Source organism: Pseudomonas monteilii NBRC 103158 = DSM 14164, from assembly GCF_000730605.1.
GTDB classification, from domain to species: Bacteria; Pseudomonadota; Gammaproteobacteria; order Pseudomonadales; family Pseudomonadaceae; genus Aquipseudomonas; species Aquipseudomonas monteilii.
In genome coordinates, this window is record NZ_BBIS01000004.1 from 45,356 (window position 1) to 61,620 (window position 16,265).

Genomic DNA, 16,265 nt, shown 5'->3' on the forward strand with positions numbered 1-16,265 from the left:
AGGTTTTCAGCTTCGCCGCTGAAATTGCCGGGGCCGCTTCGCGGCCCTTTCGCGACACAAGGCCGCTCCTACAACGATCGGGTATGCTCAGTGGGCTAGTGCTTGATCATCACATGCCGCACGCAGGTGTAATCCTCCAGCCCATACATCGACATATCCTTCCCATACCCCGAATGCTTCTGCCCGCCATGGGGCATTTCGCTCACCAGCATGAAGTGGGTGTTCACCCAGGTGCAGCCATACTGCAAGCGCGCCGCCAGGCGATGGGCGCGGCCGGTGTCGCGGGTCCATACCGATGAGGCCAGGCCGTAGTTGGAGTCGTTGGCCCATGCCAGCGCCTGCGCTTCGTCGGTGAAGCGCGTGACCGACACCACCGGGCCGAACACTTCGTTGCGCACGATCTCGTCATCCTGCTGGGCATCGGCCAGTACGGTCGGCTCGAAGAAGAAGCCCTCGCCATCGATCGCCTTGCCCCCCGTCACCAGGCGAATGTGCGGCTGGGCGATGGCGCGCTGTACCAGGCCGGCTACCTTGTCGCGGTGCTGGGCACTGATCAGTGGCCCCAGTTCGGTGTCCTCGGCATCTTGCAGGCCAGGTTTGAGGCTCGCGACGGCTTCACCCAGGCGCTCGACAAAGCGCTCGTAGATCCCGTCCTGCACATACAGGCGGCAGGCGGCGGTGCAGTCCTGGCCGGCGTTGTAGAAGCCGAAGGTGCGGATGCCATCGACGGCAGCATCGATGTCGGCATCGTCGAACACCAGCACCGGGGCCTTGCCGCCCAGTTCCATGTGCATCCGTTTCACGCTGTCGGCGGTGGCGCTGATGATGTGCGCGCCGGTAGGGATCGAGCCGGTCAGCGACACCATGCGCACCTTGGGGTGATTAACCAGCGGGTTGCCCACCGTCTGGCCGCGGCCGAACAGGATGTTCAGTACGCCCGGTGGCAGCAGGTCCTGAGACAGTTCACCCAAGCGCAGGGCGGTCAGTGGGGTCAATTCGGAAGGCTTGATCACCACGGTGTTGCCAGCGGCCAGAGCGGGGGCGATCTTCCAGGCCAGCATCATCAACGGGTAGTTCCACGGGGCAATCGAAGCCACCACGCCCAGCGGGTCGCGGCGAATCATCGAGGTGTGGCCTGGTAGGTACTCGCCGGCCGCCAAACCGCCCAGGCAGCGCGCGGCACCGGCAAAATAGCGGAACACGTCGGCAATGGCCGGGATTTCGTCATTCAACGCGGCACTCAGCGGCTTGCCGCAGTTCTGCGATTCCAGCCGGGCCAGTTCATCGCCATGGGCTTCGATGGCATCCGCCAGCGCCAGCAAGGCTTGCGAGCGGTCCTTGGGGCTGGTTTGCGACCAGCTGTCGAAGGCCTGGTCGGCGGCGCGCACGGCGCTGTCCACCTGGGCTTCGGTGGCTTCGTTGATCTGCGCCAGCGCAGTGCCCAGCGCTGGGTTCAGTACGGTCCAGGCCGGGCCTTCGCCAGCGACCAGCCGGCCATTGATCAGCATCTGCGTTTGCATCGGGAACTCCTCCAGGGTCATTTGCCACTGCCCGCGACGCTTTCGCCGCCACGGGTCAGGTAATAGGCGCCAAGGATCGGCAGCATGGTCACCAGCATCACCAGCATGGCGACCATGTTGGTCACCGGCACGTCGCGTGGGCGGCTGAGCTGGTTGAGCAACCAGATCGGCAGCGTGCGCTCGTGGCCGGCGGTGAAGGTGGTGACGATGATTTCATCGAACGACAGGGCAAAGGCCAGCATGCCACCGGCCAGCAGCGCCGAGCCGAGGTTGGGCAGGATGATGTAGCGGAAGGTTTGCCAGCCATCGGCGCCCAGGTCCATCGAGGCTTCGATCAGGCTTTGCGAGGTGCGCCGCAGGCGGGCGATCACGTTGTTGTAGACGATGACCACGCAGAACGTGGCGTGGCCGACCACAATGGTGAATACACCGGGCTCTATGCCCAGCGTCTTGAACGCCGAGAGCAGGGCGATACCGGTGATGATGCCGGGCAGGGCGATGGGCAGGATGAGCATCAGCGAAATGCTTTCCTTGCCGAAAAAGTTGCGCCGGTACAACGCCGCCGAGGCCAAGGTGCCGAGCACCAGGGCGATCAGCGTGGCCAGGCAGGCCACCTGCAGCGACAGCTTGATCGCCTCCAGCACATCGGGCCGGGCGAAGGCCACGGCGAACCACTTCAGGGTAAAGCCCTTGGGCGGGAAGCTGAATGCCGCGTCTTCGGTGTTGAACGCATACAGGAAGATGATCAGGATCGGAAAATGCAAAAACAGCAACCCGCCCCAGGCCGCCAGGCGCAACCCCGTTGACGCTTTTTCAGAGTGCATCGAAGGCCCCCAGGCGCTTGACGATGGACAGATACACCGCAATCAGCACGATCGGCACCAGGGTGAACGCGGCGGCCATCGGCATGTTGCCGATCGCCCCTTGCTGGGCATAGACCATGCTGCCGATGAAATAGCCGGGCGGGCCGACCAGTTGCGGCACGATGAAGTCGCCCAGGGTGAGCGAGAACGTGAAGATCGAGCCGGCCGCAATGCCCGGAATCGACAGCGGCAAGATCACCTGGACGAAGGTTTGCCCAGGCCGTGCGCCGAGGTCTGCCGAGGCTTGCAGCAGTGAAGGTGGCAGGCGCTCCAGCGAGGCCTGGATCGGCAGAATCATGAATGGCAGCCAGATGTACACGAACACCATGAAGCGCCCCAGGTGCGACGTCGACAGCGTGCTGCCACCCACACCCGGCACGGCCAGCACCGCTTGCAGCAGCCCGTCCAGGTGCAGCTGCTGGACAAACCACTGCGCCACGCCGCCCTTGGCCAGCAGTAGGGTCCAGGCATAGGTCTTGACGATGTAGCTGGCCCACATCGGCATCATCACCGCGATGTAGAAAAACGCCTTGGTCTTGCCGCTGGTGTAGCGCGCCATGTAGTAGGCGATGGGGAAGGCCAGCACCGCGCTGGCCAACGACACGGCCACGGCCATGCCCAGGGTGCGCAGGATGATGTCGAAGTTCGACGGGTTGAACAGCGCGGCGAAGTTGCCCAGGGTGAGGTCCGGGGTCACCGCCATGGTGAAGTCGTCAAAGGTATAGAAGCCCTGCCACAGCAGGTTCAGCAATGAGCCCAGGTAGATCGCGCCAAACCAGGTCAGCGGCGGTACCAACAGCAGCGCCAGGTACAGGTTGGGGCGCCGGTACAGCAGGTTGGACAGGCTACGCAGTGCACTCATGTCAGCGGGCCTCGGTTTCCTGCAGCACCGTCATGGCCTCGCGGGGCCAGTGCGCCAGTACCTGTTGCCCGGGCTGCCAGGCCTGGCCCTGTGCTTGCCAGCGGTCGTTGGCCTGGCTGACTGCCAGCAGCTGGCCGTTGTCCAGTTGCAACTCATAGCGAGTGGCGCTGCCTTGGTACTGGACATCGCGCAGTACGCCGTTGACCTGCACCTCATGGCTGGTCACCACAGGGTCGCCCAGGCGGATGTGCTCGGGGCGGATGGAGAAGGGTGCCGAGCTGCCGTTAAGCGCCATGGCCAGCTCGCCACGCACCACGTTGGAGGTGCCGACGAACTCGGCAACGAACGTGGTGGCAGGCTTCATGTACAGGTTGCGCGGTGTGTCGACCTGTTCGATGCGGCCGCGGTTGAACACTGCAACCCGGTCGGACATCGACAGCGCTTCGGTCTGGTCGTGGGTGACGAAGATGAAGGTGATGCCCAATTGGCGCTGCAGCTTTTTCAGCTCGCCCTGCATCTGCTCGCGCAACTTCAGGTCCAGCGCGCCCAGCGGCTCGTCCAGTAGCAGCACCCGCGGCCGGTTGACCAGTGCCCGAGCCAAAGCCACGCGCTGGCGCTGGCCGCCGGACAGCTGCGCCGGCTTGCGTGCGCCGTAACCGGCCAGGGCCACCATGGCCAGGGCCTCTTCGGCGCGGTTGTGGCGTTCGGCCTTGGCTACGCCTTTTACCTTCAGGCCATAGGCGATGTTGTCCAGCACGTTCATGTGCGGGAACAGGGCGTAGTCCTGGAACACGGTGTTGACGTCACGCTGGTAGGGCGGCACGCCAGCGGCCTCGACACCGTGGATACGGATCGAGCCGCTGGTGGGTTGTTCAAAGCCGGCGATCAGGCGCAGGCAGGTGGTCTTGCCCGAGCCGGAAGGGCCGAGCATGGAGAAGAACTCCCCATCAATGATGTCGATACTGACGTGGTCGACGGCCTTGACCTCGCCGAAGGTGCGGGAAACCTGGGTGAACTGGACGGCTAGGGGCATGCGTGGGCTCCGGACATCAATGTTTCTCCTGTACTGGCCTCTTCGCGGGCTTGCCCGCGAAGAGGCCAGTACAGGCATTCAGGCAACCTCAGCGACCACCCATGATCGCAATGTAATCCTGGGTCCAGCGGCTATAAGGCACGAACTTGCCCCCCTGGGCCTGCGGGGTTTTCCAGAAGGCGATCTTGTCGAAGTTGTCGAACCCGTTGGTCTTGCACCCCTCGGCGCCCAGCAGCTCGCTACCGGTACACGCTGCCGGTACCGCCGGCAACGAGCCGAACCAGGCCGCCACGTCACCCTGCACCTTCGGCTGCAGCGACCAGTCCATCCATTTGTAGGCGCAGTTGGGGTGCTTGGCCTCGCTGTGCAGCATGGTGGTGTCGGCCCAGCCGGTCGCACCTTCCTTGGGAATGGTCGAGGCCACTGGCTGGTTCTCGGCCTTCAGGCCATTGACCATGTAGCCCCAGGAGCTGGAGGCGACCACGCCTTCGTTCTTCACATCGCTCATCTGTACCGTGGCGTCATGCCAGTAACGGTGGATCAGCGGTTGCTGCTGGCGCAGCAGCTCCAGCACGGCCTTGTACTGTGCCTCGTTCAGCTCGTACGGGTCCTTGATGCCCAGCTCCGGCTTGGCCGATTTCAGGTACAGCGCCGCGTCGGCGATGTAGATCGGCCCGTCGTAGGCCTGCACGCGGCCTTTGTTCGGCTTGCCGTCGGGCAGGTTCTGCGGCTCGAACACCACGCCCCAGCTGGTGGGGGGCTGCTTGAAGGTATTGGTGTTGTACAGGAGCACGTTCGGCCCCCACTGGTACGGGGTGCCATAAACCTGCTTGTCGACCACGTACCAGCCACCGTTCTGCAAGCGAGGGTCGAGGTTTTTCCAGTTGGGGATCAGTGCGGTGTTGATCGGTTGCACGCGTTTGCCCACGATCAGCCGCAGCGAAGCATCGCCCGAGGCAGTGACCAGGTCGTAGCCGCCCTTGGTCATCAGGCTGACCATTTCGTCCGAGGTGGCGGCCGTTTTCACGCTGACCTTGCAGCCGGTTTCCTTCTCGAAACCGGTCACCCAGTCGTAGGCTTTGTCGCTTTCACCGCGCTCGATGTAGCCGGGCCAGGCGACGATATCCAGGCGCCCCTCGCCAGGCCCCAGGGCCTTGGGCGGTTCGGCAGCCTGCAGGCTGGCGCTGGCCAGCACGGCGCCCGTCATGGCGCCGAGCAATGCGGTCTTGTGCACTGACATGGTGTTCCCTCTTCTTGGAGATCTTGGTCGGGGCAGTCATCAAGCAAGCCGTGAAGCAATTGTTATAAGCGTAGTGCGGTTGCGCGAGGTATTGGCGATATCGAGTCTAGTTGGCTTTTTGCCAGCCAATGCAACATCCCGAAGCAAATCCACGATGGCGTGTACTGCGCCAAGCCTTACTCTGGCGATTGAATTTCCTTACGTGGAGACACGCGAATGAACACCCGGGGCTTGCTTGATCAACTCCTCAAATCCGGCCAGCAACTGCTCGAAAAGCAAGGGGGCGCCAGCAAGGCTGGCGGCGCTGCCGGTGGGCTTGGCGGGCTGTTGTCCGGAGCCGGTGGCGGCCTGTTGGGTGGCGGGGCACTGGGCCTGTTGCTGGGTAGCAAGAAGGCCCGCAAGTACGGCGGCAAAGCCCTGACCTACGGTGGCCTGGCCGCGCTGGGGGTGCTGGCCTATAAAGCCTACGGCAACTGGCAGGCCAACCAGCGGGTGGCCACAGCCGAACCGCAAACCGTCGACCGCCTGCCGCCCGCTCAGGCCGAGCAGCACAGCCAGGCCGTGTTGCGGGCGCTGGTGGCGGCCGCCAAGTCCGATGGCCACATCGACGAGCGCGAGCGGGCGCTGATCGAAGGTGAATTCACCCGCCTGGACAGCGACCGCGAACTGCAGCACTGGCTGCATGCCGAACTGAACAAACCGCTGGACCCGGCCGAAGTGGCCCGCGCTGCGCAAACGCCAGAGATGGCGGCCGAGATGTACCTGGCCAGCGTGTTGATGGTCGATCAGGAAAACTTCATGGAGCGTGCCTACCTGGATGAACTGGCCCGCCAACTGCGCCTGGACCCGGCGCTGCGCCAGGAGCTGGAGAGCCAGGCACGGATAGCCGCAGGCCAGTGATTGAGCGCACTGGGGCTGCAAAGCAGCCCCAGTGGCATGTCCATCAGTAGGGATGCCTGTTTACCCCTCATTTCACCCGCAAATCTGTAAGGCCTCTGGGCTATACTTCGGCGATTTTCCCGCTCGTTGTGAATTCCTGAGGGCTGAATGTGAAGAACTGGACCTTGCGCCAACGGATCCTGGCAAGTTTCGCCGTGATCATCGCCATCATGCTGCTGATGATCGTGGCCGCCTACTCGCGGTTGGTCGCCATCGAAACCGCCGAAGAGGCCGTGGGGACCGACAGCATTCCCGGGGTCTACTACAGCTCGATGATCCGCAGTGCCTGGGTCGACAGCTATGTCACCAGCCAGCAACTGGTGGGGCTGTCCAACCACCGCGAAATCACTTCGGCCGACATGGAGCTGTTCAAAAGCTTTGAAGACAGGCTCAAGCAACACATGGCCAGCTACCAGGCCACCATTCAAGAAAAAGACGACCAGACCCGCTTCGACGCCTTCGTTCAGCTCGAAGAGACCTACATGAAGCTGATAGGCCAGGTACTGGATGCTTATCGCCAGCACAATTACGACGAAGCCCAGCGACTGATTACCGATGTACTCACCCCTGCCTGGGTGGACGGGCGCAAGCACCTGAATGAAGTGATCGAGAACAACCGGGCTTCTGCCGACGCGGCCACCAACGAAATCGTCAGCGCCGTGAGCACGGCCAAAGGCAGCATGGTGGTTTCGCTGCTGCTGGCAATCGTCGCCGCTGGCATTTGCGGCCTGCTGCTGATGCGTGCCATCACCGCCCCCATGCAGCGCATCGTCCATGCCCTCGACAAGCTGCGCTCCGGCGACCTGAGCATGCGCCTGAGCCTGGACCGCAAAGACGAGTTCGGCGCCATCGAAAGCGGTTTCAACGAAATGGCCGAGGCACTGGCCAACCTGGTGGCCCAGGCCCAGCGCTCGTCGGTGCAGGTAACCACTTCGGTCACTGAAATCGCCGCTACATCCAAACAACAGCAGGCCACCGCTACCGAGACGGCCGCCACCACCACGGAAATTGGCGCTACCTCGCGGGAGATTGCCGCCACCTCGCGTGACCTGGTGCGCACCATGACCGAAGTCACCTCGGCTGCCGACCAGGCTTCCAGCCTTGCAGGCTCCGGCCAGCAGGGCCTGGCGCGCATGGAGGAGACCATGCACCAGGTGATGGGCGCTGCCGATCTGGTCAATGCCAAGCTCGGCATCCTCAATGAAAAGGCCAGCAACATCACCCAGATGGTGGTGACCATCGTCAAGGTCGCCGACCAGACCAACCTGCTGTCGCTCAACGCTGCCATCGAAGCGGAAAAAGCCGGCGAGTACGGCCGTGGCTTTGCCGTGGTGGCCACTGAAGTGCGCCGCCTGGCCGACCAGACCGCCGTGGCCACCTACGACATCGAGCAGATGGTGCGCGAGATCCAGTCGGCGGTATCGGCCGGGGTCATGGGCATGGACAAGTTCTCCGAAGAGGTGCGCCGCGGCATGTTCGAGGTGCAACAGGTGGGCGAGCAGCTCAGCCAGATCATTCACCAGGTGCAGGCTTTGGCGCCGCGTGTGCTGATGGTCAACGAAGGCATGCAGGCCCAGGCGACCGGTGCCGAGCAGATCAACCAGGCGCTGGCCCAGCTCAGCGATGCCAGCACCCAGACTGTCGAGTCGCTGCGCCAGGCCAGTTTTGCCATCGATGAGCTGAGCCAGGTGGCCGCCGGCCTGCGTGGCGGCGTGTCGCGCTTCAAAGTCTGACCGCGATGAACCACTTGCAACCGCACGCCGCACGGGCGGACAACGCCAAAGGGGCGCTGTACCTGCAGTTTCGTATCGGGGAACAGCGTTTTGCCCTGAGCGTGCACGAGGTCATCGAGGTGTTGCCGCGCCAGCCGCTCAAACCGATAGCCCAGGCGCCAGGCTGGGTCGCGGGCATCCTTTCCCATCGTGGGCAACTGGTACCGGTGATCGACCTTGCTGCGCTGAGTTTTGGCCAGCCAGCGGCACACCGCACCAGTACCCGTCTGGTGTTGGTGCATTATCGGGGTGGCCTGCAACTGGGGCTGATCCTGGAGCAGGCCACCGAGACGTTGCGCTGCCACCCCGACGAGTTCCAGCCCTATGGTGTGGACAGCGGCGAAGCCCCTTACCTGGGGCCTGTACGCCAGGATGACCAAGGCCTGCTGCAACGCATCGAGGTCAACGATCTGTTGCCAGATGCCGTGCACCAACTGCTGTACACGGTTGAGCCCGCAGGGATGCCGACATGAACGAACGTTTCTTCCGTTTCTTGCGCGAGCGCATTGGCCTGGATGTCGAATCGGTGGGTGCGCCCATGGTCGAGCGCACGCTGCGCCAGCGTTGCGTGGCCATGAACGCCATCGACCTGGATGATTACTGGCTGCGCCTGCAGCAGTCGGCCGATGAACAACAGGCGTTGATCGAAGCGGTGATCGTCCCGGAAACCTGGTTCTTCCGCTACCCGGAATCCTTCACAGCCCTGGCCAGCCTGGCACACAAACGCCTGGCCGAATTGGCCGGGGCACGGCCACTGCGCCTGCTCAGCCTGCCATGCTCGACAGGCGAGGAGCCCTATTCCCTGGCCATGGCCCTGCTCGACGCCGGCATCGCGCCGGGGGCGTTCCTGATCGACGGCATGGACATCAGCCCCAATTCGGTGGCCAAGGCCGGGCAGGCCGTATACGGGCGCAACGCCTTCCGGGGCAGCGACCTGGGCTTTCGCGAGCGCTACTTCGATGCCCTCGACGAAGGCCATCGCCTGCATGAGCGGGTGCAGCAGCAAGTGAGCCTGCAAGTGGGCAATGTGCTCGACCCCGCGTTGGCCACCCGCGATGGCCTATACGACTTCGTGTTCTGTCGCAACCTGTTGATCTACTTTGACGTGGCGACCCAGCAGCGTGTGTTCGAAGTGCTCAAGCGTCTGCTGCATCCCCAGGGCGTGTTGTTCATCGGCCCGGCCGAAGGCAGCTTGCTGGCGCGGATGGGGATGCGCCCGCTGGGCATTGCCCAATCGTTCGCCTACGTGCGCCAAGAAGGCAGTAGCACCCCACAGGCCGCGGCCCCGGCACAACCTGCACGGCGTACCGTGCTACCGCAGGCCCCGGTGGGTTATCCACCCCCCGTCGCGCCATTGCCGCGTCCGTTACGGGCAGTACCGGTGGTCGCAAGACCCGCGCCGGCACGCGAACCCAAACGCGAGGACGCAAACGAACTGCTGGCCAGTATCGCCCGGCTTGCCAATGCTGGCGCCAGCGAACAGGCGCGTGCCGAATGCCAGCGCTACCTGGGCCAGTACGCGCCGTCGGCACAGGTTTACTACTGGCTGGGGTTGCTCAGTGATACCGACGGCGATGCGCAACAGGCACTGACCCATTACCGCAAGGCGCTGTACCTTGAGCCGCAACACCCCGAGGCGCTGGTGCACCTGGCGGCCTTGCTGGCGGCCCAGGGCGACCAGGCCGGTGCCCGACGCCTGCAGGAGCGTGCAGCGCGGGTTGGCCGGGAGCCTGAACGATGAAAGGTGACACTGCGATGCAGCTACTCGCCGAAGACGACGCGCACATCGACGATTGCTGGAACCGTATTGGTGTGCACGGCGACAAGCAATGCCCACTGTTGGAGCGTCATGTTCACTGTCGCAATTGCGACGTGTATGCGGCAGCGGCCACACGCCTGCTTGACCGCTACGCACTGATGCAGGACCACCAGGTTGCGGCGGCGCAGCCGGTCGAGGAAAACACCGGCCGTTCCATGCTGTTGTTCCGCCTGGGCGAAGAGTGGTTGGCACTGGCCACCGCCAGCCTGGCCGAAATCGCCCCGTTGCAGGCTGTGCATTCGCTGCCGCACCAGCGCTCGCGGGTGTTGCAGGGGGTTGCCAATGTTCGCGGTGCCTTGGTGCCGTGCCTGTCACTGGCCGATTTGCTGGGTGTACAAGCCGGCACCGCCGAGCAACGTAGCGGCAGGGCGATGCCACGCATGCTGATTCTGGCTGCCGAAGGTGGCCCCGTGGTAATGGCCGTAGAGGAAATCGACGGTATTCACCGGCTCGACCCGCTGCTGCTGGACAGTGGCCAGGATGCCACGCGCTTCACTGCCGCAGTGCTGCAGTGGCGCGGCCGTAGCGTGCGAGTGCTGGACGATCAACACTTACTGTCTGCCGTGCAGCGGAGCCTGTCATGACCCCAGAGCAAATGCGCGATGCATCGTTGCTCGAACTGTTCAGCCTGGAGGCCGAAGCGCAAACCCAGGTGCTCAGCGCCGGCCTGATGGCGCTGGAGCGCAATCCCACCCAAGCCGACCAGCTTGAGGCCTGCATGCGCGCCGCCCATTCGTTGAAGGGGGCTGCGCGTATCGTCGGGGTGGATGCCGGCGTGAGTGTCGCCCACGTCATGGAAGATTGCCTGGTGGCCGCCCAGGAGGGCCGCTTGCGGTTGAGCGCCGAGCACATCGACGCGCTGTTGCAGGGCACCGACTTGCTGATGCGCATCGCCACACCAGGCGATGCCGTGGCGCAGGCGACCTTGCCGGTATTTCTTGCGCAAATGGCCAGCTTGCTCGACCCAGGCGCTGCAACCGTGCCTGCGGTGCCGCTGGCGGCTCCCCTGCAAGCGGAACCGCAGGTGGCAACCTTGCCGTCTGAACCGCTGGTAGTGCCAGTGGAGCTGGCTGAACCCGAGCCGGAGCCCGAGCCTGCCCTGCGGCGCAAACCCGGCAAGCGCGTTGGCGAAGGTGCCGAGCGGGTACTGCGTGTCACCGCCGACCGGCTTAACAGCCTGCTCGACCTGTCCAGCAAGTCGCTCGTGGAAACCCAGCGGCTCAAGCCGTACCTGGCCACCTTGCAGCGCCTCAAACGCATGCACGGTCAGGGCATGCAGGCGCTCGACGGCCTGCGCATGCAACTGGAGGACAGTGGCCAAAGCAACGAGGTGCTTGAAGCCCTGGCGCAAACCCAGCGGCTGCTGGCGGAAACCCAGCAAATCCTGCAGCAGCAGGCGGCTGACCTGGACGAGTTCGGTTGGCAGGCCAGCCAGCGTGCGCAGTTGCTCTACGACACCGCCCTGGCCTGCCGGATGCGCCCGTTCGCCGACGTGTTGACCGGGCAAAGCCGTATGGTGCGTGACCTTGGGCGCTCGCTGGGTAAACCGGTGCGACTGGTGGTGGACGGCGAGAAGACCCAGGTCGACCGCGATGTGCTGGAAAAGCTCGAAGCGCCCTTGACCCACCTGTTACGCAATGCCGTCGACCACGGTATCGAACTGCCAGAAAGGCGGCTGCTGGCGGGCAAGCCAAGCGAGGGTGTGATCCGCCTGCGTGCTTCGCACCAGGCCGGCATGCTCAGCCTGGAGTTGATCGACGATGGTGCCGGCATCGACCTGGAGCGCCTGCGCAGCAGCATCGTCGAGCGCGCCTTGTCACCTGCCGACACGGTGGCGCGAATGAGCGATGCGGAGCTGCTGACGTTCCTGTTCCTGCCCGGTTTCAGCTTGCGTGACAAGGTCACCGAAGTGTCCGGGCGCGGCGTGGGGCTGGATGCGGTGCAGCACATGGTTCGCGAACTGCGCGGCTCGATCGAGCTGACGCAGGTGGCGGGGCAGGGCTGTCGCTTCCATTTGCAGGTGCCGCTGACCCTGTCGGTGGTGCGTAGCCTGGTGGTCGAGGTGGGCGGTGAAGCCTACGCCTTCCCGCTGGCCCATATCGAACGCACGCTGGAGGTGACCGCTGAACAGATCGTTCAGATCGAAGGCCGTCAGCACTTCTGGCACGAAGGCCGGCACATTGGCCTGGTGGCGGCCAGCCAGTTGCTCAACCGTCCAGCCGGGCAAAGTGACGAAGCCAGCCTGCGGGTGGTGGTAATCCGTGAGCGCGAGCAACTGTACGGCGTGGCCGTGGAGCGGCTGGTGGGCGAGCGTGTGTTGGTGGTGATGCCTCTCGATCCACGGTTGGGCAAGGTGCAGGACATTTCCTCCGGCGCCTTGCTGGATGATGGCTCGGTGGTACTGATCGTCGATGTCGAAGACTTGCTGCGCTCGGTGGAAAAACTGCTCAGCACCGGCAGCCTGGAGCGCATCGAGCGCGGCAGCAGTGGCGTTCGTGGTGTGACACGCAAGCGGGTGCTGGTAGTCGATGACTCGCTGACCGTGCGTGAACTGCAGCGCAAGCTGCTGGGCAACCGTGGCTATGACGTGGCGGTGGCGGTGGATGGCATGGACGGCTGGAACGCCCTGCGCGGCGAGGACTTCGACTTGCTGATCACCGACATCGACATGCCGCGCATGGACGGTATCGAACTGGTGACCCTGGTGCGCCGCGATCAGCGCCTGCAATCGCTGCCCGTGATGGTGGTGTCCTACAAAGACCGTGAGGAAGACCGACGGCGTGGCCTGGATGCCGGCGCTGACTACTATTTGGCAAAGGCCAGTTTCCACGACGATGCGTTGCTGGATGCTGTGGTGGAGCTGATCGGAGGTGCTCAGGGATGAAGATCGCCATCGTCAACGACATGCCCATGGCTGTCGAGGCGCTGCGTCGCGCGGTCGCCTTCGAGCCCGCGCACCAGGTGGTGTGGGTAGCCAGTAATGGCGCCGAAGCGGTGCAACGCTGCGCCGAGCAACTGCCGGACCTGATCCTCATGGACCTCATCATGCCGGTGATGGACGGCGTAGAGGCCACCCGGCGGATCATGGCCGAAACCCCGTGCGCCATCGTCATCGTTACGGTCGACCGCAAACAGAACGTGCATCGGGTGTTCGAGGCCATGGGCCATGGCGCCCTCGACGTGGTCGATACGCCGGCGCTGGGGGCTGGTGATGCCCGTGAAGCGGCCGCACCACTGCTGCGCAAAATTCTCAATATCGGCTGGCTGGTCGGCCAGCAGCGAGCCCCGGCAGCAAGGCCGGTGGCTACACCGCTGCGCGAGGCTTCCCAACGTCGCGGGCTGGTGGCGATCGGCTCGTCGGCGGGCGGCCCGGCGGCGCTTGAAGTATTGCTCAAGGGGTTGCCGGCTGCGTTTCCGGCGGCCATCGTGCTGGTCCAGCATGTGGACCAGGTGTTTGCCGCCGGCATGGCCGAATGGCTCAGCAGCGCAGCAGGCCTGCCGGTGCGCCTGGCCCGTGAAGGCGAACCGCCGCAGCCCGGGCAGGTGTTGCTGGCCGGTACCAACCACCACATTCGGCTGCTACAGAACGGCCAACTGGCCTACACTGCCGAACCTGTCAATGAAATCTACCGGCCCTCGATCGATGTGTTCTTCGAGAGCGTGGCACGTTACTGGAATGGCGATGCGGTGGGTGTGCTGCTTACCGGCATGGGGCGCGACGGCGCCCAAGGCCTGAAACTGATGCGTCAGCAGGGTTTTTTGACCATTGCCCAGGACCAGGCCAGCAGTGCGGTGTACGGCATGCCCAAGGCCGCTGCGGCCATCGATGCCGCCGTGGAAATCCGCCCGCTGGAACGCATCGCCGGGCGCTTGATGGAATTTTTCGCAAAATGACGAAATGTATTGAATCACGCCGCCAGACCGGTCGTGATCGGGTGAACAGGTATGAATGATTTACCGATCGAAGGTTTCGCGACCGCCAACGAAAACTCGGCGATGGTGCTGTTGGTCGATGACCAGGCCATGATCGGCGAAGCGGTGCGGCGTGGCCTGGCCAATGAAGACAACATCGACTTCCACTTCTGCGCCGACCCGCACCAGGCGGTGGCCCAGGCCATGCGCATCAAGCCCACGGTCATCCTTCAGGACCTGATCATGCCTGGCCTGGACGGCTTGACCCTGGTGCGCGAATACCGTAACAACCCGGCGACCCAGGACATCCCAATCATCGTTCTGTCGACCAAGGAAGACCCGCTGGTCAAGAGTGCGGCCTTCGCCGCCGGTGCCAACGATTACCTGGTCAAGTTGCCCGACACCATTGAGCTGGTGGCGCGTATCCGCTACCACTCGCGCTCGTACCTCACCCTGCTGCAACGCGACGAGGCCTACCGCGCCCTGCGCGTCAGCCAGCAGCAGTTGCTCGATTCCAACCTGATGCTGCAGCGTCTGATGAACTCCGATGGCCTGACCGGGCTGTCCAACCGCCGCCACTTCGACGAGTACCTGGAGCTGGAATGGCGCCGGGCGATGCGTGAGCAGCAGCAGTTGTCGTTGCTGATGATCGACGTCGACTACTTCAAGGCCTATAACGACAACTTCGGTCACCTGGCCGGCGACGAGGCGTTACGCCAGGTCGCCGAAGCCATTCGGGCTTCGTGTTCGCGGCCCACCGACCTGCCGGCACGTTATGGCGGCGAGGAGTTTGCCCTGGTGCTGCCCAACACCTCGCCTGGCGGGGCGCGCCTGGTGGCCGAGAAGCTGCGCCAGACCGTATTGGGGCTGGGCATCCCGCATACGGCGCCAGTGGCCGACTCGTACCTGACCGTGAGCATTGGCCTGGCCACCCAGACCCCGACCGTTGGCAGCCATAGCCGGCAGTTGATTTCTGCGGCGGACAAAGGCCTGTACTTGGCCAAGAATGGCGGCCGTAACCAGGTCGGCATCGCCTGACATGGGTTTTTTGTTGGTTTTTTCGCGGCTGTTGACTGCCCGGCGGGTCTGCCGCCGTGCGGCGGACTCGGTTATACTCGCGGGCTTTTCACCGAATTCGCACGAGTAGCCAGCCCATGGAAATCCAACCGATCCTGAACACCATCAAGGACCTCACCGAGCGTTCCCAGTCAATTCGGGGGTATCTTTGACTACGATCACAAACATGACCGCCTGATCGAAGTCAACCGCGAGCTGGAAGACCCCAACGTCTGGAACAAGCCCGAGTACGCCCAGGCCCTGGGCCGTGAGCGTGCCATGCTGGCCCAGGTCGTCGAGACCCTGGACAAACTGTCCAACGGCCTGGGCGACTGCCAGGACCTGCTCGACATGGCCGTCGAGGAAAATGACGAAGGCGCCGTCAGCGACGTCGTGACCGAGCTGGAAGGCCTGGAAGAAAACCTGGCCCAGCTTGAGTTCCGTCGCATGTTCAGCGGCGAGATGGACATGAACAACGCCTACCTGGACATCCAGGCCGGGTCCGGTGGTACCGAAGCGCAGGACTGGGCCAACATCCTGCTGCGCATGTACCTGCGCTGGGCCGACAAGCGTGGTTTCGACGCCACCATCATCGAGCTGTCCGAAGGCGAAGTCGCCGGTATCAAAGGCGCGACCGTGCACATCAAGGGTGAATACGCCTTCGGCTGGCTGCGGACTGAAATCGGCGTACACCGTCTGGTGCGCAAGAGCCCGTTCGACTCCGGTGCCCGTCGTCACACCTCGTTCTCGGCAGTGTTCGTGTCGCCCGAAATCGATGACAAGGTCGAGATCGAGATTAATCCGTCCGACCTGCGCATCGACACCTACCGCTCCTCCGGTGCCGGTGGTCAGCACGTGAACACCACCGACTCGGCCGTACGTATCACCCACGTGCCGACCAACACCGTGGTGGCCTGCCAGAACGAACGTTCCCAGCACGCCAACAAGGACACCGCCATGAAAATGCTGCGGGCCAAGTTGTACGAGCTGGAAATGCAGAAGCGCAACGCCGCCTCGCAGGCGCTGGAAGACAGCAAGTCGGACATCGGCTGGGGCCACCAGATCCGCTCGTACGTGCTGGATGACTCGCGCATCAAGGACTTGCGTACCGGCGTCGAGCGCAGCGATTGCCAGAAGGTGCTGGACGGCGACCTCGACCAGTACCTGGAAGCGAGCCTCAAGCAAGGGCTGTAAGCCGCACACCACTGCCGCGATACCTGGCTACCCGCCGGTATCGCGTGCCCTGCCC

The 16,265-nt window shown here is 63.9% G+C and carries 14 protein-coding genes; 9 read left to right on the plus strand and 5 right to left on the minus strand.

From position 1 onward, the window contains the following. Positions 1 to 95: 95 nt before the first annotated feature. The 5 genes from PM2_RS01805 to ydcS form a co-directional block, all read right to left on the minus strand. The gene (locus PM2_RS01805; RefSeq protein WP_016712987.1) at positions 96 to 1,520 is read right to left on the minus strand and encodes a gamma-aminobutyraldehyde dehydrogenase; all 1,425 of its coding nucleotides are present in this window, start codon (positions 1,518 to 1,520) and stop codon (positions 96 to 98) included. Positions 1,521 to 1,537: 17 nt separating this feature from the next. Beyond that, positions 1,538 to 2,344, minus strand: coding sequence for an ABC transporter permease (locus PM2_RS01810; protein ID WP_016712986.1), 807 nt, complete (start codon positions 2,342 to 2,344; stop codon positions 1,538 to 1,540). After that, positions 2,334 to 3,245, minus strand: a complete 912-nt coding sequence (locus PM2_RS01815; protein WP_016712985.1) for an ABC transporter permease — start codon at positions 3,243 to 3,245, stop codon at positions 2,334 to 2,336. Before PM2_RS01815 ends, PM2_RS01810 begins: the two co-directional genes overlap by 11 nt. A gap of 1 nt (position 3,246) precedes the next feature. Next, positions 3,247 to 4,278, minus strand: a complete 1,032-nt coding sequence (locus tag PM2_RS01820; protein WP_016712984.1) for an ABC transporter ATP-binding protein — start codon at positions 4,276 to 4,278, stop codon at positions 3,247 to 3,249. Between the two features lie 88 nt (positions 4,279 to 4,366). Next, positions 4,367 to 5,518, minus strand: coding sequence for a putative ABC transporter substrate-binding protein YdcS (ydcS, locus tag PM2_RS01825; RefSeq protein WP_016712983.1), 1,152 nt, complete (start codon positions 5,516 to 5,518; stop codon positions 4,367 to 4,369). A 216-nt stretch (positions 5,519 to 5,734) separates the two neighbouring features. On the opposite strand from ydcS, the gene PM2_RS01830 reads away from it, so the two are divergent. The 9 genes from PM2_RS01830 to prfB all read left to right on the plus strand — a co-directional run bounded on the left by PM2_RS01830 (position 5,735) and on the right by prfB (position 16,210). After that, positions 5,735 to 6,418 carry a tellurite resistance TerB family protein gene (locus PM2_RS01830; protein WP_016712982.1) on the plus strand — a complete coding sequence of 228 codons (684 nt, stop codon included), beginning with the start codon at positions 5,735 to 5,737 and terminating at the stop codon, positions 6,416 to 6,418. 149 nt (positions 6,419 to 6,567) lie between these two features. Then, on the plus strand, positions 6,568 to 8,190 hold the full coding sequence (locus PM2_RS01835) for a methyl-accepting chemotaxis protein (protein WP_016712981.1): 1,623 nt from the start codon (positions 6,568 to 6,570) through the stop codon (positions 8,188 to 8,190). Positions 8,191 to 8,195: 5 nt separating this feature from the next. After that, complete coding sequence (locus PM2_RS01840; protein ID WP_028698976.1) at positions 8,196 to 8,702, plus strand: chemotaxis protein CheW; 507 nt, start codon at positions 8,196 to 8,198, stop codon at positions 8,700 to 8,702. Beyond that, positions 8,699 to 9,970 (plus strand): CheR family methyltransferase, encoded by a 1,272-nt coding sequence (locus tag PM2_RS01845; RefSeq protein WP_028698977.1) that lies wholly within the window; start codon positions 8,699 to 8,701, stop codon positions 9,968 to 9,970. Before PM2_RS01840 ends, PM2_RS01845 begins: the two co-directional genes overlap by 4 nt. Beyond that, positions 9,967 to 10,632: a chemotaxis protein CheW gene (locus PM2_RS01850; RefSeq protein WP_028698978.1), complete on the plus strand. Its 666-nt coding sequence runs from the start codon at positions 9,967 to 9,969 to the stop codon at positions 10,630 to 10,632. Before PM2_RS01845 ends, PM2_RS01850 begins: the two co-directional genes overlap by 4 nt. Continuing rightward, on the plus strand, positions 10,629 to 12,932 hold the full coding sequence (locus tag PM2_RS01855; protein WP_028698979.1) for a hybrid sensor histidine kinase/response regulator: 2,304 nt from the start codon (positions 10,629 to 10,631) through the stop codon (positions 12,930 to 12,932). Before PM2_RS01850 ends, PM2_RS01855 begins: the two co-directional genes overlap by 4 nt. After that, positions 12,929 to 13,942, plus strand: coding sequence for a Wsp signal transduction system protein-glutamate methylesterase WspF (gene wspF / locus PM2_RS01860; protein WP_016712976.1), 1,014 nt, complete (start codon positions 12,929 to 12,931; stop codon positions 13,940 to 13,942). Before PM2_RS01855 ends, wspF begins: the two co-directional genes overlap by 4 nt. Before the next feature lie 51 nt (positions 13,943 to 13,993). Continuing rightward, positions 13,994 to 14,998 (plus strand): Wsp signal transduction system regulator diguanylate cyclase WspR, encoded by a 1,005-nt coding sequence (gene wspR / locus PM2_RS01865; protein ID WP_028698980.1) that lies wholly within the window; start codon positions 13,994 to 13,996, stop codon positions 14,996 to 14,998. Positions 14,999 to 15,114: 116 nt separating this feature from the next. Beyond that, a protein-coding gene (gene prfB / locus PM2_RS30625) for a peptide chain release factor 2 (protein ID WP_097083287.1) occupies positions 15,115 to 16,210 on the plus strand; the annotation gives its coding sequence in 2 pieces (ribosomal slippage) (positions 15,115 to 15,186 and positions 15,188 to 16,210; 1,095 coding nt in all). Positions 16,211 to 16,265: the final 55 nt, after the last annotated feature.